We start from the raw sequence: 18,520 nt of genomic DNA on the forward strand, positions 1-18,520 counted from the left end.
GGCTGATTAACGAAGTGTGAGTTAAATCGATTTTTTGGCCGCAGGAAGCGGCATGGTTTTTGCTCGTTATTCAGTGGTTGCCGGGGAATATGCAGTATAACCGGTCACCCCTGAATTTTTATGGTTTATTCTGCCGGGGTGCAACTACGGGTGCGTAGGGGGAGTGCAACCGATAACCTGGTTAAATGTGACGCAGGGTGAACTTTGTGTAACTTTGTTGTTAAAAGTGTTGTTGAATGGCAAAAAGGTCATCTAGGATAGCCAGCGGTCTGACAATACCGGGCAAAAACGAGATTGACTACGCACTGCGCCGACGGCGTTTCGTTCCGACGCGTCGGCAGGCGACAGACACCGCACTACAGCGCGAATTAAAACACCCGAAAGAATTCACGGCGTTGCCGGCGAAGGATGAAGGGGAAAATGAAAGTGGAGAGTTGAATGACAATAAGCACACCTATGCTGGTGACCTTCCTGGTGTATATCTTCGGGATGGTGCTGATCGGCTTACTCGCCTACCGGGCGACCAACAACTTCGATGATTACATCCTTGGTGGCCGTAGCCTGGGCAGCGTGGTGACCGCGCTCTCCGCCGGCGCATCCGATATGAGCGGCTGGCTGCTGATGGGGTTGCCGGGCGCGATTTTCATGTCGGGCATTTCCGAAAGCTGGATCGCCATCGGCCTGGCGATCGGCGCTTATCTGAACTGGAAACTGGTGGCGGGCCGGCTGCGGGTGCATACCGAAGCCAACAACAACGCGCTGACGCTGCCGGACTACTTCACCAGCCGCTTTGAAGACAACAGCAAGCTGCTGCGGATAATTTCGGCGGTGGTGATCCTGGTATTCTTCACCATCTACTGCGCTTCCGGCATCGTTGCCGGCGCACGCCTGTTTGAAAGCACCTTCGGCATGAGTTATGAAACCGCGCTGTGGGCCGGCGCGGCGGCGACCATTCTGTACACCTTTATCGGCGGGTTCCTGGCGGTGAGCTGGACCGACACCGTGCAGGCCGGCCTGATGATCTTTGCGCTGATCCTGACGCCGGTGTTCGTGATCCTGGCCGTCGGCGGCATTGATACCTCCATGATGGTGATTGAGGCGAAGAACCCGGCCAACCTGGATATGCTCAAAGGGCTGAATCTGGTGGCGATCCTGTCGCTGCTCGGCTGGGGTCTGGGCTACTTCGGTCAGCCGCACATTCTGGCGCGCTTTATGGCGGCGGACTCTCACCGCACCATCCGCAGCGCGCGCCGCATCAGCATGGCCTGGATGATCCTGTGTCTGGCGGGCACCATCGCGGTCGGCTTCTTCGGCATCGCCTACTTCGCCAATAACCCGGCGCAGGCGGGCAACGTATCGGAAAACGGCGAGCGGGTGTTTATCGAACTGGCGATGATCCTGTTCAACCCGTGGGTGGCCGGTATCCTGATGTCGGCAATTCTGGCGGCGGTAATGAGCACCCTGAGCTGCCAGCTGCTGGTGTGCTCCAGCGCTATTACCGAAGATTTCTACAAAGCCTTCCTGCGCAAAGGCGCCAGCCAGCGTGAGCTGGTGTGGGTCGGCCGCGTTATGGTGCTGGTGGTGGCATTGATCGCCATTGCCTTGGCCGCCAACCCGGAAAACCGGGTGCTGGGGCTGGTGAGCTACGCCTGGGCCGGCTTCGGCGCCGCCTTCGGGCCGGTGGTGCTGCTCTCCGTCACCTGGTCGCGCATGACGCGCAACGGCGCGCTGGTCGGCATGTTGGTGGGTGCGATCACGGTACTGGTGTGGAAACAGTACGGCTGGCTGGATCTGTATGAAATCATCCCAGGCTTCCTGTTCGCCAGCATCGCGATCGTGCTGGTCAGCCTGATGGGCCGCAAGCCTTCAGCCACCATGACCAAACGTTTCGACCAGGCGGAAGCGGAATTTAAAACCGTGTAACGCCCGCTGACGACAGCATGGATGACCAACGGCCTCCCACTGTGGAGGCCTTTTTTATGCCGTATCCGGCGATGACGCCCCGGCACGGCTTTTGCAGGTTTCCGCCTATTCTAGCTGAACGGAGCCTGCACCATGAGCCGCAATTCCGCCTTTCCGCCCAGCGCCGCCGATTTCCTGCTGGCGTCGAAACGCTGTGAGATCGCCGTACTGCAACAGCTGCTGCACATGGGGCAGCTGGTGGGACAGGTGAGCCAACTGATCCATATGCTGCAGCGCGAGCGGGGCACGGTAAATATTTATCTCTGCTCGCAGGGTGCGCTGTTCGGCGATCGGCTGGCGGCGCGGCGCGACGATGTGGCGCAGGCCGAGCGGGCGGTGCAGCGTCTGCTGGCGCAGATGGATGCCACCACCGCGCCGCTGGCGGCCGCCGGCCGGCTGTTCGGCCGTATCGCCGGCGCGCTGCAGCATCTCACCGCTTTGCCGGCGCTGCGTCAGCAGGCGGATGCGCGCAGCCTGACGCCCGCCGAGGCGATGCAGCATTTTAACGCGATCATTCACAGCCTGCTGGCGCTGGTGTATGAGGCGACGGATGCCTGCCTGGAACCGGCCATGGCGCGCCGGCTGATCGCCATGTTCAGCTTTATGCAGGGTAAAGAGCTGGCCGGGCAGGAGCGGGCGCTGGGGGCGGCGGGCTTTGCCGCCGGGCAGTTTGACGACGCGGCGCAGCAGCGGCTGCCGCAGCTGATGGACGGACAGGATCGCTGTTTTCACACCTTCGCCGAGTTTGCCGACCCCGCGTCGCTGGCGCAGTGGCGGCGGCTGCAGCAGCAGGACGATCGCGAGTTTGAACGCCTGCGGCGCGTTGCCTGCACCCAGCGGCAGCCCGGCGGCGATCTCAGCCTGCGCTGGTTTGATATCACCTCGGCGCGCATTGATGCGATGAAACAGATTGAGGATCGCCTGGAGGTTGCGCTGATGGACGGCTGCCGCGCCAGCCTGGCCGCGGCGCAGCGGGCGCTGACGCAGCAGGAGCCGACGTGGCCCGCGCCGGAGCAGGGCTATACGGTGTTTGTCAGCGCAGCGGCCGACGGCGACGCACTGCTCGACGACGGCGTTAATCCGCAGTTGGGGCGTTCGCTGATGGCGATGATCCGGCAGCAGTCGCAACGCCTGCAAACGCTGTCGGAGGAACTGGCGGCGACGCGCGCCACCCTGCAGGAGCGGCGGGAAATCGATCGCGCCAAAAGCCTGCTGATTCAGTATCGCGGTCTGACGGAAGAGAGCGCCTACCAGCTGCTGCGCAAAATGGCGATGGACCAGAATAAGCGTCTGATTGATATTGCCCGCGCCATGCTGGCGGTGGCGGATATCCTGCCGGGGAAATAGCCGAGGGATTTGCACGGCCTCAGTGCAGGCGATGCCTCGCCGTTGTGCAATCGCCGCCATACCGCGTGGTCGCCGTGCGCGTTGGCCCGCGCCAGCCGGCGCTGACAAACATTGGCACGTAAACTGCATTGTTTTATGCGTTATCAGCCAACGGCGGTTGATGACCTGACTAATTTGGATAAAGGCGTCCTTTCTGTGCGTTTCACCGTGGGTGAAGCGCGCCGACGGGACGCCTTTTTTGTTTTTCGCACCCAGATGAGGAGCTGTTGATGACGCACACCAAATCGCCGGGAATGGCGCTGTCGCGCCGCCGCTTTCTGCTCGGCAGCGCGGCGTTGGGCGGCAGCATGATGGCGCCGGGTCTGTTCAATGCCGCCTGGGCGGCAGGGTCGGACGCGCCGGAGAAAAAACGGCTGCGCGTCGGCTTTATTCCGCTCACCGACTGCGCCTCGGTGGTGATGGCGGCGGTGAAAAAGTTTGATGAGAAATACGGCATCGAAATCATTCCCAGCAAAGAGGCCAGCTGGGCAGCGGTGCGCGACAAGCTGCTGTCCGGCGAGCTGGACGCCGCCCATGCGCTGTACGGCATGATTTACGGCCTGCAGCTGGGCGCCGCCGGCCCACAGCGCGATATGGCGGTGTTGATGACGCTGAACAATAACGGCCAGGCCATCACCCTGGCCAACCAGCTGAAACAGGCCGGCGTGCGTGACGCCGCCGCGTTGAAAACGCTGATCGACCGCGAGGAAAAGGGCGCCTACAGCTTCGCGCAGACCTTCCCCACCGGCACTCACGCCATGTGGCTGAATTACTGGCTGGCCCACGCCGGCATTCACCCCTACAACGACGTGCGCAATCTGGTGGTGCCGCCGCCGCAGATGGTGGTGAACATGAAGATCGGCAATATGAGCGGTTTTTGCGTCGGCGAGCCGTGGAACCAGCGTGCGATTGCCGAAAACATCGGCTTCACCGCCGTCACCACGCAGGAAATCTGGCCGGATCATCCGGAAAAGGTACTGGGCACCACCGACGACTGGGTGCGCGCCCACCCGAACAGCGCGCGCGCCCTGACGGCGGCGGTGCTGGATGCCGCGCGCTGGATCGACGCCTCCGACGCCAACCGTGTGGCAAGCGCCAACCGGCTGGCGAGGCGCGCCTACATCAACACCAGCGCGGCGTTTCTTACCGGGCGCATGCTGGGCGACTACCAGAACGGCCTGGGCAAACGCTGGCAGGACGCGCATGCCATGCGCTTTTTCCACGACGGCGAGGTGAGTTTCCCGTATCTGTCCGACGGCATGTGGTTCCTGACCCAGCAGCAGCGCTGGGGGCTGCTGAAGGCCGAACCGGATTATCTGGCGGTCGCCACGCGCATTAACCGTATCGATATCTACCGGCAGGCGGCGACGGCGGTCGGCGGCGTCAGCCTGCCGGGCAGCGCGATGCGCGCCAGCACCCTGATCGATGGCAAACGCTGGGACGGCAGCAACCCGGCGGCGTACGCCAACAGTTTTGCTGTTAAACGTGACGTGAGAGGTAGGCAATGAAAAATCTGGCTGAACGTATCGACGCCGCCGCCGAGCCGGTGAGCGCGCAGATTGTCCCGTTGAAAGAGGTACAGGCTGCGGCTGCCCCGGTTCCGGAAACCAAGACGCCGCCGCGCCGCCGCCTGCGCTGGCAGCCGCTGCTGCGGCGTGCGCTGCCGGCGCTGCTGGGCCTGCTGCTGGCGCTCGCCGTCTGGCAGATTATCGCGCAAAACAGCGAGGGCATCCCGACGCCGATGGCCACCTGGCAGGCGGCGCTGACGCTGTTTGCCGATCCGTTCTACTACGCCGGGCCGAACGATCAGGGGCTGGGCTGGAACGTGTTGGCGTCGCTGCAGCGCGTGGCGGGCGGCTTTGCGCTGGCGGCGCTGGTGGGCATTCCCGTCGGCTTTCTGGTTGGCCGCTTCGCCTTTATGGCGCATATGCTGGGGCCGATTATCTCCCTGCTGCGCCCGGTCAGCCCGCTGGCCTGGCTGCCGATCGGTCTGCTGCTGTTTCAGCGTTCCGAACCGGCGTCGACCTGGACCATTTTCATCTGCTCGATCTGGCCGATGATCCTCAATACCGCCGAGGGCGTCACGCGCATCCCGGCGGATTATCTCAATGTGGCGCGGGTGTTGAAACTGTCGGAGTGGGCGGTGATGCGCAAGATCCTGTTCCCGGCGGTGCTGCCGTATGTGCTGACCGGCGTGCGGCTGTCGATCGGCATCGCCTGGCTGGTGATCGTCGCGGCGGAGATGCTGACCGGCGGCGTCGGCATCGGCTTTTGGATCTGGAATGAGTGGAACAATCTCAACGTCGAAAACATCATCGTCGCCATTCTGGTGATTGGCGTCGTCGGCCTGCTGCTCGAGCAGGGGCTGATGTGGTTGGCAAAGCGTTTTAGTTATCAGAGCCATTAAGGAGCCCGCGATGAAACCGATTATCCAGATCCAGAACGTCAGCCAGCGCTTTGATACGCCGCAGGGTGAGTTTGTCGCCCTGCATCAGGTCAGCATCGATATTCAGCCGGGTGAAACCGTCAGCCTGATCGGCCACTCCGGCTGCGGCAAATCCACGCTGCTGAACCTGATTGCCGGGCTGACGCTGCCGAGCGATGGCGTGCTGCTGTGCGATAACCGCCAGATCGACGGCCCCGGCCCGGAGCGTGGGGTGGTGTTTCAGAACCACTCGCTGTTGCCGTGGCTCACCACCTACGAGAACGTGGCGCTGGCGGTGCATCAGGTGTTCCGCGGCCAGATGACCCGCGCTGAAATGCGCGACTGGATCGAACATAACCTGGAGCTGGTGCATATGAGCCATGCGCTGCATAAACGGCCGCATGAAATTTCCGGCGGTATGAAGCAGCGCGTCGGCATTGCCCGCGCGCTGGCGATGAAGCCCAAAGTCCTGCTGATGGATGAGCCGTTCGGCGCGCTGGACGCGCTGACCCGCGCTCATCTGCAGGATGCGGTGATGGATATTCAGCGGCGGCTGCATACCACCATCGTGCTGATCACCCACGATGTCGACGAAGCGGTGCTGCTGTCTGACCGGGTGATGATGATGACCAACGGCCCGGCCGCCACGGTCGGTGAAGTTCTGCAGGTAGCGCTGGAGCGCCCGCGCTCGCGCGTCGCGCTGGCGGATGACCCGGCCTATCACCGTTACCGCCAGCAGGTGCTGACGTTTTTGTACGAAAAGCACGCCAAGGCGGCATAGGAGATGAGTATGGCAACGCAGCAACGCCTGGTGGTGATCGGCAACGGCATGGCGGGTATGCGGCTGGTGGAGACGCTGTGCCGGCTGGCGCCGCAGCGCTACGCCATCACGGTGATCGGTGAGGAGCCGCGCGGCAACTACAACCGCATTCTGCTGTCGCCGCTGTTGGCGGGTGAGAAATCCTTCGGCGACGCGCTGCTGCATCCGCTGGCGTGGTATCGCCAGCAGGGTGTCGCGTTGCGGCATGGCGAAACGGCGCTGGCGCTGGATCGGCAGACGCGGCGGGTTATCACCCGTGCGGGCAGCGTCGCCTATGACCTGCTGGTGTTCGCCACCGGCTCGCGGCCGTGGATGCCGCCGACGCCGGGGATTGAACTGCCCGGCGTGTACGGCTTCCGCACGCTGGACGACGTCGAGGCGATGCTCGGCCGCTGCCGTCCGGGGGCGCGGGCGCTGGTGGTGGGCGGCGGCGTGCTGGGGATTGAGGCGGCGGCGGCGCTGGCCGCCCGTGGCGTGCGCAGCGCGGTGGTGCACCGGGGCGAGTGGCTGATGGAGCGTCAGCTGGATGCCCGCGCGGCGGGCATGCTGCAGAACAACCTGGCGGCGCGCGGCATCGACAGTCATCTGGCGACGCAGGTCAGCGCCTTTTACGGCGACGGCGAACTGCAGGGCGCCAGACTGAGCGACGGGCGCGAACTGGCCTGCGATCTGGCGGTCATTGCCGCCGGCGTGCGGCCGGCCATCGCGCTGGCGCAGCAGGCCGGGCTGGCCTGTCAGCGCGGCATCATGGTGGACGAGCACCAGCAGACCGACGATCCGGCGATCTACGCCGTGGGCGAGTGCAGCCAGCTGGGGGAAACCACCTTCGGCCTGGTGGCGCCGTGCTGGCAGCAGGCGACGCTGCTGGCGCAGCGGCTGGCCGGGCAGGCGAGTGAACCCTTCCGGCCCGCGCCGCTGAACACTCGCTTAAAGGTCAGCGGCATCGACATGCTGTGCGCCGGCGAGGTACAGCCGGCAGAGGGCGATGAGGTTCATTACGCCGAAGATCCGCAGGCGCAGCACTACCGCCGCCTGTTGCTGCGCGACGGCGTGCTGCACGGCGTGCTGCTGTATGGCGACGCCGGCGACGCGCAATTTTATCTGCAACGGCTGGGCCGCCCGGTGACGGATCCGGCGGCGCTGCTGTTCGGCAGGACAGAGTGTGAAGCCGCAGTGACGGCGAACGAGAGGAAAAGCGATATGCACAAACCCGTATTGTTGGTCGCCGGTCACGGCATGGTGGGACATCACTTCCTGGAACAGCTGGTGGCGCGCGAGCTGCATCAGCGCTACCACATTGTGGTGTTTGGCGAAGAACCGGTGGCGGCGTATGACCGCGTGCACCTGTCCGAATTCTTTGCTGGCCGCAGCGCGCAGTCGCTGTCGGTGGTGGAAGATGGTTTTTTTGACCGCTACGGCATTGAGCTACGGCTGGGCCTGCGGGTATGCGCCATCGACCGTCAGCGCAAGTGCGTCACCGACAGCGAAGGGCGGGAGACCGCCTATGACCAGTTGGTGCTGGCTACCGGTTCTTATCCGTTTGTGCCGCCGATCCCCGGTAACCAGCGGCCGGACTGTCTGGTGTATCGCACGCTGGACGATCTGGCGGCCATAGCGGCCAGCGCCGACAGCGCCCGGGTCGGCGTGGTGGTGGGCGGCGGCCTGCTGGGGCTGGAGGCGGCCAACGCGTTGCGTCAGCTGGGGCTGGAAACCCACGTGGTGGAATTCGCGCCGCGCCTGATGGGCGTACAGCTGGACGACGGCGGCGCCGCCATGCTGCGTAAAAAAATTGAGGCGCTGGGGGTCAACGTGCATACCGGCAAGGAAACCCGGGCGATAGAGGACGGTTTGTTACACCGTCACAGTATGCATTTTGCCGACGGCGGGCGGCTGGAGGCCGACCTGATCCTGTTTTCCGCCGGCATCCGCCCGCGCGACCAGCTGGCGCGGGATGCCGATCTGGCGCTGGGCGAACGCGGCGGCATCGTGATTGATGACCAGTGCCGCACCAGCGATCCGGCGATTTTCGCCATCGGCGAGTGCGCGCTGTGGAACGGGCAGATTTTCGGTCTGGTGGCGCCGGGCTATCAGATGGCGCGCACGCTGGCGGATACGCTGGCCGGCGGCGTCGCGCAATTTTGCGGTGCGGATATGAGCACCAAGCTGAAACTGTTGGGGGTGGAGGTGGCGTCAATCGGCGACGCCCACGGTCGCAGCGCCGGTAGCCAGAGCTACAGCTGGGTTGACGGACCGGCGGAGGTCTACAAAAAGCTGGTGGTCTCCGCCGACGGCAAAAAACTGCTGGGGGCGGTGTTGGTGGGCGACAGCGCCGAATACAGCACGCTGTTGCAGATGATGCTGAACGATCTGCCGCTGCCGGCGGCGCCGGAAAGCCTGATCCTGCCGGCCGCCGCCGGCGGGGCGCCAAAAGGGCTGGGGGTGGCCGCATTGCCGGCCGGCGCGCAGATCTGCTCCTGCCATAACGTCAGCAAGGGCGATATCGGCGCGGCGGTGGAACAGGGCTGCGGCGATCTGGCGGCGGTGAAAAGCTGCACCAAGGCGGGCACCGGCTGCGGCGGCTGCGCGGCGCTGGTGAAACAGGTGCTGGAGCATGAACTGGCGCAGCGCGGCGTCGAGGTGAAAAAAGACGTCTGCGAACATTTCGCCTATTCCCGCCAGGAGCTGTACCACTTGGTGCGGGTCGGCAATATCCGCAGCTTCGATGAACTGATGGCAAAACATGGCCGCGGCCACGGCTGCGAAATCTGCAAGCCGCTGGCGGCGTCGATTCTGGCCTCCTGCTGGAATGAACACCTGCTGGAGCCGCAGCACCTGCCGCTGCAGGACACCAACGATCGCTTCTTCGCCAATATTCAAAAGGACGGCACTTATTCGGTCGTGCCGCGGGTGCCGGCCGGCGAAATAACGCCGCAGGGGCTGATCGCTATCGGGCAGATTGCCCAGCGCTATCAGCTGTATACCAAAATAACCGGCGGCCAGCGGGTGGATATGTTCGGCGCGCGCCTGGAGCAACTGCCGGAGATCTGGCAACAGCTGGTGAAGGCCGGCTTCGAAACCGGCCATGCCTACGGCAAATCGCTGCGCACGGTGAAATCCTGCGTCGGCTCCAGCTGGTGCCGCTATGGCGTGCAGGATTCCACCGGGCTGGCGATTGAGCTGGAGAACCGCTACAAGGGGCTGCGTTCGCCGCACAAAATCAAGATGGCGGTATCGGGCTGCACGCGTGAATGCGCCGAAGCGCAGAGCAAAGACGTGGGGGTGATCGCCACCGACAAGGGCTGGAACCTCTACCTGTGCGGCAACGGCGGCATGAAACCGCGCCATGCCGATCTGTTTGCCAGCGATCTGGACAGCGCGACGCTGATCCGCACCATCGACCGTTTCCTGATGTTCTATATCCGCACCGCCGACCGGCTGCAGCGCACCAGCACCTGGATGGATAATCTGGAGGGCGGGCTGGACTATCTGCGCCAGGTGGTGCTGGAGGACAGCCTCGGCATCGCCGCCGAACTGGAAAACGAGATGCAGGCGGTGATCGCCAGCTACCAGTGTGAATGGCAAACCACGCTGGCCAGCCTGGAGAAACTGCGTCAGTTCCGCGCGTTCGTCAACAGTGACCAGCCGGACGAGGCGGTGGCGTGGCAGCCGGAGCGCGGACAGCGCCGTCCGGCCGAGGCGCGCGCTCAGGTGATTGAGGTGCAGCCGGCGCGGGAACCTGAGACGCAGTGGGAAGAGGTGTGCGCACTGAGCGATATTCCGCCGCACAGCGGCATCGCCGCCCGGGTGGCCGGACAACAGGTGGCGCTGTTTCACCTGCCGGGCGCCGGCGTGTACGCGCTGGCCAACCGTGAACCGGGCAGTTCGGCCAACGTACTGGCGCGCGGCCTGCTCGGCGACGCGGCGGGTGAGCCGGTGGTGATCTCACCGCTGTACAAGCAGCGCTTCCGCCTGCGTGACGGCGTCAGCCTGGAGGACAGCAATGTGCGCCTCGAGGTCTGGCCGGTGCGGGTGGATCAGGAGCGGGTGTGGGTGTACGGCGAGCCTGGCCCGCTGCAGCCGCAGGCGCAGGCGCAGGAGATGGCGGGGGCGGCGTTATGAGCGCGCCGCACTGTACCACCTGCCCGTATTGCGGCGTCGGCTGCGGCGTGGCGGTGACGACGCAGGGCGACGGTATCAGCGTCAGCGGCGATGCGACGCATCCGGCCAACGGCGGCCGGCTGTGCGTCAAGGGCAGCGCGCTGGCGGAAACGCTGGATCTGCAGGGGCGGCTGCTGCAGCCGCAGGTTGACGGCCATCAGGTCGATTGGCCGCAGGCGCTGGAGACGGTCGCCCGGCGCTTTGCGCAGATCATTGCGCAGCACGGGCCGCAGGCGGTGGCGTTTTACGCGTCCGGCCAGCTGCTGACGGAGGATTACTATGTCGCCAATAAGCTGATGAAAGGTTTTATCGGTGCGGCCAATATCGACACCAATTCGCGTCTGTGCATGGCGTCGGCGGTGGTGGGCTACAAACGCGCCTTCGGCGGCGATGCGGTGCCCTGCAGCTATCAGGACGTTGAATTGACGGATGTGGCGATCCTGTGCGGATCCAACGCCGCCTGGGCGCATCCGATCCTCTATCAGCGCCTGATGCGCGCCCGTCAGCAGCGGCCGGCGATGAAGGTGGTGGTGATCGACCCGCGCGCCACCGCCAGCTGTGATGACGCCGATCTGCATCTGGCGCTGCGTCCCGGCAGTGACGCAGCGCTGTTTAACGGCGCGCTGCACTGGCTGGCGCAGCAGGGCTTGCTGGATGAGACATTTTTACAACGCCACACTGAAGGCGCATCGGCGGCGCTGCAGGCGGCGCAGGCATGGACGCCACAGCGGGTGGCGCAATACTGTCAGCTGCCGCTGGCGCAGGTGACGGCCTTCTTCCACCTGCTGGCGGAGGCGAAAAACTGGCTGACGCTGTATTCCATGGGGGTGAATCAGTCGTCGAGCGGAGCGGATAAATGCAACGCCATTATCAACCTGCACCTGGCCGGCGGCCGCATCGGCAGGGCGGGCTGCGGGCCGTTTTCGCTGACCGGTCAGCCGAATGCCATGGGCGGGCGCGAAGTGGGCGGGCTGGCTAACCAGCTGGCGGCACACATGGGCTTTGGCGAGGAGGAGGTCGACCGCGTACGGCGTTTCTGGCAGGCGCCGAACATTGCGCGCCGGCCGGGGCTGAACGCGGTGGATCTGTTCCGCGCGGTGGCCGACGGTACGGTGAAGGCGGTATGGATTATGGGCACCAACCCGGTGGTGTCGTTGCCGGACGCCGATCGGGTGCGTCAGGCGCTGAAAGAGTGCCCGCTGGTGGTGGTGTCCGAGGTGATGGCCGACACCGATACCGCCGCGCTGGCGCATATCCGCCTGCCGGCGCTGGCATGGGGGGAGAAAGAGGGCAGCGTGACCAATTCGGAGCGCTGCATTTCCCGCCAGCGCGCTTTTCTGCCGCCGCCGGGCGAAGCGCGCGCCGACTGGTGGATCCTCAGCCAGGTGGCGCAGCGCATGGGCTACGGCGCGGCGTTCGACTACCGCCATCCGGCCGAGATCTTCAGCGAGCATGCGGCGCTGTCCGGTTTTGAGAATCAGGGGACGCGGGCGTTTGATATCAGCGGGCTGGCCGGGCTTGACCGCCAGGCCTGGCGGCAGATGACGCCGCTGCAGTGGCCGGTGAACGCGCAATACCCGACGGGGTGTCAGCGGCTGTTTGCCGACGGGCGTTTCTTCCACCCCGACGGCAAAGCGCGGCTGCTGCCGATCGCTCCGCGTCTGCCGCAGCATGCGCCGACGCTGCGCTACCCGTTGGTATTGAATACCGGACGCATTCGTGACCAGTGGCACACCATGACGCGTACCGGCAAAACGGCGCGACTGATGCGCCATATCAGCGAGCCATTCTGCGCGCTGCACCCGCAGGATGCGGCGGCGCTGGACATTGCCGACGGCGAGCTGACGCGCCTTGCCACGCGCCACGGTTGGATGATCGCGCGTGCGCAGCTGACGACGGACCAGCGGCGCGGCAGCGTCTTCGTACCGATGCACTGGAATGACCGTTTCACCGCGCAGGGGCGGGTGGACAGCCTGATCCCGCCGGTGGTCGACGCGCTGTCCGGCCAGCCGGAGAGCAAGCATGCGCCGGTACGCGTCAGCCGCTGGCCTGCCTGCTGGCAGGCGGAGATCTTTTTGCGCGGCACGGCGACGCCGCCGGCAGGCATCTACTGGAGCCGGGTCACGCAGGCGCAAGCGACGCATTTTATTATGGCCGGCCAGCAGCCGGTGGCGGACTGGGAGGCCTGGCTGCAGCAGCACTTTGGCCTGGAGGGGCTGACGCTACAGAGTGCGTCGCTGTCGCAGTACGGCTATCACCTGATCGGCTGGCGGCGGGGCGAGGTGCAACTGGCGTTTTACGTGCGCCGGCAGGCGCTGGCGCTCGATCGGGCGGCAATCCTGGCGGCCTTTGAGCAGGCGCCGCCGTCGGGGCCGCCGCGGCTGGCGCTGCTGGCCGGCCGCGCCGCGCCGGGGCAGGCGGCGCAGGGGCGGACGGTGTGCAGCTGTTTTGGCATCGGGGAGCCGCAGATTATGGCGGCGATCGCTCAGGGCTGCGGCAGCACCGAAGCGTTGGGCGAAGCGCTGCGGTGCGGCACCAACTGCGGCTCCTGCCTGCCGGAATTGAAGAAGCTGCTGGCGCAGCACGCCGGCCGGCAGGTGGCCTGAAGGCCGGGCGTTTTGACTACAGCGCACCGCTGATCTGTAGCTTGGCGAACACCGCCGGCAGGCTGTCGGTCAGCAGCGCCTGCAGATCGCCGTACCAAAACTGCTGTACGCCAATCAGATTGATGTACAGATAGGAAGCGACGCCGAGGCTGAAACACAGCAGCGTCAGCAGCACCCGGCTGACGGCGTCTTTCAACTGGCCGCAGATAATGACGATGAAGATCAGCACGAAAATCATCATATTGAACGAGTAGCGGTTAGCGACCTCTTCAAAACTGCTGGTGGTGAAGAAGATGGCGCTGGTATAGAGAAACATCAACCGCACCGCGTAGGCGCTCTGCAGCGCCGGGTGGTCGCGGTGGCGGAAGTAAAAGCGGGAAAACTGATACAGCGCCTCCACCACGGCGATATACAGCAGCGTTATCTGAATTTTCCGCAGCGGATTATTGCCGAAGCTGCCGCTGACGTAGGCCTCGGCGCGTGTCGCCAGAAAGTCGTTGCCGACCAGCGCCAGCAGTTTGGGCATCAGCAGCGTGCCGCCCAGGTAGCAGGCGGCGAACGCCGCCAGCGCCGGCAGGGTGCCGATAGTGCGCCAGCGCGCCGGCAGCAGCAGGAAAGGCAGGAACAGGTAGGACGAAAAGTGGCTCAAAGAGGCCAGGATAATCCACAGCAACATGGGCGCGCGTCGCTGCTCTGCCGCCGCCAATACCAGAAAGGACAGCGCCAGCCCCTGACGCAGCAGATTACCGTACAGCCCCTGAAAATTGTACTGACAGCAGAACAGAAACAGGATGACGGCAAAGTAGACCCGCGTCAGACGATAGACGCCCAGGGCCAGCAGCGAGAAACTGACAATAAAGAAAGCGGCGAAGGCGGCGTTGCCGCTGCCGAACAGCATGGCGCTCAGTTTGAACAGCAGGTGTGAGAGAAAGTCCGCGCCGGAAAACTGCGTCAGCCACTCCGTCAGGCCGTAGCCGCTGGCCTGCAGCATCTCAAGGTAGTAATTCACCTTGTCGTTCATCCGCGGCTCCAGCGTTTTGGTCGCCAGCGGCACCGCTGATATCAGCGTCAGGATCAGAAAGGCGGCCAGGCTAAGGCTGCGGCTGGGCTGCTGGCGCAGCAGCATCACGGCGGCGATCAGCCCGCAGCCCGCTACCAGCGAGATATAAGGCGCGAACCAGACGCACAAAACCAGCGGCGGCAACAGCCACCCCAGCGCGGGAAAGCGCGTTTCCGGCATGCCTGCGGCCGCGGCGGATGAGTTTGGCATAAGCGGTTCTCCGTTGCCCGAATGTCCCTGAATGCGTAGTGCAGGCTAACATTCGTCGCTTCCCGCGCGCATGTGAGTTTTGGTGAAATGACGCAGGTTTCACCCCGCTGCCGGTTGGCAGCGGGGTGAAGAAGGAAAACGGGAGAGATGAAATTCAGTGAAATGGGGCGAATAAATCGGCAAAAGGCGAGCGCGCCGCGCTTATGCGCCACCGTTGCCGATCGGTTGGCGCTTGGCCGGCAGGAAGCGACGGGTCAGCGCGTTGCGCAGCGGCACGACGAAACGCTCCTGGAACAACAGGCACAGCATCACGCTCAGCAACAGATACAGCAGATAGCCGGTAATCGACAGTTTCACCTCGCCGGCGGCGGCGATACAGGCGCTCCAACTGCTGAAACAGCCCAGCGGATCGCCGCGCAGCCACTGTTCAACGGTGCGGAACAGGTTAAACAGCGGCACGTGCAGCGCGAAGATCGACAGCGAGGCGGCCCCCAGCCGTGGCGACCAGTGCTGTACCCAGCGACTGGCCGGGGTGCGGGCCAGCGCGCTCAGATAGACCAGCGCGCACTGCGCCGGCAGCAGCAGGCCGTTATGCAGCAGGAAGTACCAATATTTGGCACCGCCGTGGGTGAACAGGAAGGTGGCAATCACAAAGCAGGCGGCGATAAAGGCGACGCAGCCCCAGCGCCAGACGGCGCCGTGCGGCACCGCATCGGCGCGCCGCTGACGGAAGATGGCGTAACAGACGATGCCGGCCAGAAACTCCGGCAGGCGGAACAGCGGGCCGCGCTGCAGCAGGCCGGTATACGGCATGCCATATTGCTGCTGCCAGATCACCCATATAGCCGGCAGCAGATACAGCCCCCACAGCAGCACAAACCACAGCTTTTTATTGCGTACGGCCAGCAGACGCGGCGCCAGCAGCGGGAACAGCAGGTAAAAGAAGAACAGGGTAGACAGTGACCACAGCGGGGCGTTAAAGGTCAGGAAGTAGGGGTTCCAGGCCTGCAGCATCAGCAGTTGCAGCAGCGTGTTAAACGCCAGCTGCGGGTTGGTCATATAGTGACGGAACATTTCCGGGTTGGTCCGCCCCAGCTCTTCATTGGTGTCGTAAATCACAAAGCGCAGGCTGGCGGCGGGGCCTTCCGGCGGGATCGCCCACCACTGCATCAGCGTGACCGTCAGGATGGCAATCAGCAAGGCCGCAATATGGATCGGATACAGGTTAAAGAAGCGCTTAGCCCAGAAAGTACGTGCCGGTTCGCGCATTTGATTGCCGTTGAAATAGACGTGGCTCAGCAGAAAACCCGACAGGATAAAGAAGGTACTGGTGGCGAAAAAACCCATGCTGGTGAATTCCGGCAGCATGGGAATACTGCGGATTTGCGGGTACTGGTGGGCGGTGTGGTACACCATCACATAGCACCCCAGCAGAAATCTCAGCCACTCCAGGCCGATAAAGCGCTCTTTACTTGGTTGTTTCTGGCTCACTCAGCCTCCTGCTCTGCACGTCAAAGTGGTTCGAAGCATAGCAGGTTTCATGCCATTGCCGATTGAGTTTTATCTGATTGTTTTCTGGGGGCTACGGACTATGCTGCGGTATCGTCGTTTACCCCGGCGACTCACGGATAACGGGCGCGGGCCTGTGCTATAGTGAATACATCTTTGGCTGTCTGCGGTTCGGAGTAACCGTAGCAAAAATTGAGTTTACCCTCTCCCGTGGACGGGGACGTGGTGCGAGTTTAATGGCAGTTTTGATTCAACATTTCCGCAAAGTTAGACCTATCGCTGACGGCAGTGCGGCCCGCCGGGTTTCGCTGCTGTGTCTGTTAGTTCCTCTGCTTCCCATCTTGCCTGTTGCGGCAGAGTCGCCGCCGGCGCCCGACTCCGTGGTGAACCGGAATAAAAACGCCGCCGCCGACCTGCCGGAGCTGGGCGGCAGCACGCTGCTGGAAAGCGCGCGGGAAAAAGAGTGGGCGACCAAGGCCAAATCCTTTGGTGAGAGTAACCTGAATAAGGTGTCGAGGGAGCAACTGCGCACCCAGGCGGAGAACTACGCCATCGGCCAGGCGACCGGTCTGCTGCAGCAGCAGGCGCAGGAACTGCTGTCGCCGCTGGGAACGGCGAATGTCTCGCTGGCGCTGACTTCGGACGGCGACTTTTCCGGCAGTAAAGGGCAACTGTTCAGCCCGCTGTACGATGTTAACGGTCTGCTGACCTACAGCCAGCTCGGTTTCCAGCAGCGCACCGACAGTTCATTGGCCAATCTGGGGCTGGGTCAGCGCTGGGTCAGCGGTGACTGGCTGCTGGGCTACAACACGGTGTTTGACAGCGATCTGGAGAACCAGCGCAACCGCGCCAGCGTCGGCGCCGAAGCCTGGGGGGATTACCTGCGTTTTTCCGCCAATTACTATCAGCCGCTTTCGGCGATGCGTGAGCAGCAAAGCGACGGCGTTTTCCTCAGCCGTCCGGCGCGCGGCTATGATATTACCACCCAGGGTTATCTGCCGTTTTACCGCCAGCTTGGCGCTACGCTGAGCTATGAGCAGTATCTCGGCGACAATGTCGACCTGTTCGGCAGCGGCAATAAACAGCGCGATCCGCGCGCCATGCAGCTGGGGCTGAACTATACGCCGGTGCCGCTGATGACGCTGAAGGCGCAGCACAAGCTGGGCGACGGCGGTGAAACGCAAGACAGGGTGGAGCTGTCGGTCAATTACCGTTTCGGCGTGCCGTTGTCGAAGCAGATCTCGCCGGAATACGTGGCGCAGGCCAAGTCGCTGCGCGGCAGCCGCTACGATCCGATCGAACGCAACAGCGTGCCGGTGCTGGAGTTTAAACAACGCAAGACGCTGCAGGTATTTTTGGCGACGCCGCCGTGGAACCTGCAGCCGGGGGAAACGCTGCAGCTGGTGGTGGATATTCGCGCCAGCAACAAAATTACCCGTGTCAGCTGGCAGGGCGATACCCAAACCCTGAGTCTGACGCCGCCGCGCAACAATACCGATCCGCACGGCTGGAGTGTGATTATGCCGGCCTGGGACGATACGCCGGGAGCGGAAAACCGTTACCGGCTGTCGGTGACGCTGGAAGATGAAAAACAGCAGCGCGTGACTTCCAACTGGATCACGCTGCAGCTGACGCCGCCGCTGAGCGCCGGCGGCGGCCGGGAAGACGAACTGTCCGAGCCGAAAATGCTGCAGACGCCGCAGGTGCCGGCGCTTAACTGACGGTTTTTCCCTGCAGCACCCATACGGCGGCCTCGACGCGGGATTTTAGCTTCATCTTTTTCAACAGGTGTTTGACGTGCACTTTCACCGTGCTTTCGGTGATCATCAGTTTGCGGGCGATCAGTTTGTTCGGTAAACCCTGGGCGATCAGCTTCAGAATATCGCGCTCGCGCGGGGTCAGCTGCTGGATATCGCGTTCGGCGGCCGGACGGTTGTCGCGCAGGCTGGCGGCCAGGATCGGCGTTAGGGTTTCGCTCAGCACCATCTGCCCGGCGGCGGCCTGATGCAGCGCCTTCAGCAGGACTTCCGGCTCCATATCTTTCAGCAAATAGCCGTCGGCGCCGCGTTTGAGCGCGCTGACGACGTCGTCTTCGTGATTGGAGACGCTGAACACCACCACCCGGCCGGACAGGGCGGTCAGCCGCAGCTGGTCGAGGGTTTCCAGCCCGTTCATGCCGGGCATATTCAAATCCAGCAGGATCAGATCCGGGTCAAACTGTTCCGCCAGCTCAACGCCCTGCGCGCCGTTACTGGCTTCGGCGATGACCTGCAAGCGGGAATCCATGCTGATTAACTGTTTGACGCCGTTGCGCAGCATGGGGTGATCGTCAATCAGCAGTATGGTGGCGGCACCTTCAGTTTCGGTGGTCATAACTTCTCCTG

The 18,520-nt window shown here is 63.7% G+C and carries 11 protein-coding genes; 8 read left to right on the forward strand and 3 right to left on the reverse strand.

From position 1 onward, the window contains the following. Positions 1-438 precede the first annotated feature (438 nt). From putP to FO014_RS19645, 7 genes are all read left to right on the forward strand, one after another. Positions 439-1,923 (forward strand): sodium/proline symporter PutP, encoded by a 1,485-nt coding sequence (gene putP, locus FO014_RS19615; RefSeq protein ID WP_105231548.1) that lies wholly within the window; start codon positions 439-441, stop codon positions 1,921-1,923. 132 nt (positions 1,924-2,055) lie between these two features. After that, positions 2,056-3,309: a nitrate regulatory protein gene (locus FO014_RS19620; protein ID WP_160030736.1), complete on the forward strand. Its 1,254-nt coding sequence runs from the start codon at positions 2,056-2,058 to the stop codon at positions 3,307-3,309. A gap of 269 nt (positions 3,310-3,578) precedes the next feature. Continuing rightward, positions 3,579-4,856: a CmpA/NrtA family ABC transporter substrate-binding protein gene (locus FO014_RS19625; RefSeq protein ID WP_160030737.1), complete on the forward strand. Its 1,278-nt coding sequence runs from the start codon at positions 3,579-3,581 to the stop codon at positions 4,854-4,856. Further along, positions 4,853-5,755, forward strand: a complete 903-nt coding sequence (gene ntrB / locus FO014_RS19630) for a nitrate ABC transporter permease (RefSeq protein WP_160030738.1) — start codon at positions 4,853-4,855, stop codon at positions 5,753-5,755. The genes FO014_RS19625 and ntrB overlap by 4 nt, the downstream gene beginning before the upstream one ends. Positions 5,756-5,765: 10 nt before the next feature. Next, positions 5,766-6,554 carry an ABC transporter ATP-binding protein gene (locus tag FO014_RS19635; protein ID WP_111736908.1) on the forward strand — a complete coding sequence of 263 codons (789 nt, stop codon included), beginning with the start codon at positions 5,766-5,768 and terminating at the stop codon, positions 6,552-6,554. Between the two features lie 9 nt (positions 6,555-6,563). Continuing rightward, positions 6,564-10,712, forward strand: a complete 4,149-nt coding sequence (nirB, locus tag FO014_RS19640; RefSeq protein WP_160030739.1) for a nitrite reductase large subunit NirB — start codon at positions 6,564-6,566, stop codon at positions 10,710-10,712. Next, positions 10,709-13,357 (forward strand): nitrate reductase, encoded by a 2,649-nt coding sequence (locus tag FO014_RS19645; protein ID WP_160030740.1) that lies wholly within the window; start codon positions 10,709-10,711, stop codon positions 13,355-13,357. The genes nirB and FO014_RS19645 overlap by 4 nt, the downstream gene beginning before the upstream one ends. A 16-nt stretch (positions 13,358-13,373) precedes the next feature. Here the strand turns inward: FO014_RS19645 and FO014_RS19650 are convergent, their stop codons facing one another. Together FO014_RS19650 and FO014_RS19655 are read right to left on the reverse strand one after the other, a co-directional pair. Beyond that, positions 13,374-14,627, reverse strand: a complete 1,254-nt coding sequence (locus tag FO014_RS19650; protein WP_160030741.1) for an EpsG family protein — start codon at positions 14,625-14,627, stop codon at positions 13,374-13,376. 201 nt (positions 14,628-14,828) lie between these two features. Continuing rightward, on the reverse strand, positions 14,829-16,118 hold the full coding sequence (locus FO014_RS19655; protein WP_160030742.1) for an acyltransferase family protein: 1,290 nt from the start codon (positions 16,116-16,118) through the stop codon (positions 14,829-14,831). A gap of 254 nt (positions 16,119-16,372) precedes the next feature. Between FO014_RS19655 and FO014_RS19660 the strand changes: the two genes are divergently transcribed. Then, the gene (locus FO014_RS19660) at positions 16,373-17,857 is read left to right on the forward strand and encodes a YchO/YchP family invasin (protein ID WP_105231539.1); all 1,485 of its coding nucleotides are present in this window, start codon (positions 16,373-16,375) and stop codon (positions 17,855-17,857) included. On the opposite strand, the gene narL is transcribed toward FO014_RS19660, so the two are convergent. Then, positions 17,850-18,509, reverse strand: a complete 660-nt coding sequence (gene narL / locus FO014_RS19665; protein ID WP_111736911.1) for a two-component system response regulator NarL — start codon at positions 18,507-18,509, stop codon at positions 17,850-17,852. The genes FO014_RS19660 and narL overlap by 8 nt on opposite strands. Positions 18,510-18,520 lie beyond the last annotated feature (11 nt).

The sequence above is a fragment of the Serratia rhizosphaerae genome, from assembly GCF_009817885.1.
GTDB classification, from domain to species: Bacteria; Pseudomonadota; Gammaproteobacteria; order Enterobacterales; family Enterobacteriaceae; genus Serratia_B; species Serratia_B rhizosphaerae.

What these genes read in the sequence shown, in the direction of transcription:
- putP (WP_105231548.1), top strand. Translation starts at nt 439, where the DNA reads ATGACAATAAGCACACCTATGCTGGTGACCTTCCTGGTGTATATCTTC.
- FO014_RS19620 (WP_160030736.1), top strand. Translation starts at nt 2,056, where the DNA reads ATGAGCCGCAATTCCGCCTTTCCGCCCAGCGCCGCCGATTTCCTGCTG.
- FO014_RS19625 (WP_160030737.1), top strand. Translation starts at nt 3,579, where the DNA reads ATGACGCACACCAAATCGCCGGGAATGGCGCTGTCGCGCCGCCGCTTT.
- ntrB (WP_160030738.1), top strand. Translation starts at nt 4,853, where the DNA reads ATGAAAAATCTGGCTGAACGTATCGACGCCGCCGCCGAGCCGGTGAGC.
- FO014_RS19635 (WP_111736908.1), top strand. Translation starts at nt 5,766, where the DNA reads ATGAAACCGATTATCCAGATCCAGAACGTCAGCCAGCGCTTTGATACG.
- nirB (WP_160030739.1), top strand. Translation starts at nt 6,564, where the DNA reads ATGGCAACGCAGCAACGCCTGGTGGTGATCGGCAACGGCATGGCGGGT.
- FO014_RS19645 (WP_160030740.1), top strand. Translation starts at nt 10,709, where the DNA reads ATGAGCGCGCCGCACTGTACCACCTGCCCGTATTGCGGCGTCGGCTGC.
- FO014_RS19650 (WP_160030741.1), bottom strand. Translation starts at nt 14,627, where the DNA reads ATGCCAAACTCATCCGCCGCGGCCGCAGGCATGCCGGAAACGCGCTTT.
- FO014_RS19660 (WP_105231539.1), top strand. Translation starts at nt 16,373, where the DNA reads ATGGCAGTTTTGATTCAACATTTCCGCAAAGTTAGACCTATCGCTGAC.
- narL (WP_111736911.1), bottom strand. Translation starts at nt 18,509, where the DNA reads ATGACCACCGAAACTGAAGGTGCCGCCACCATACTGCTGATTGACGAT.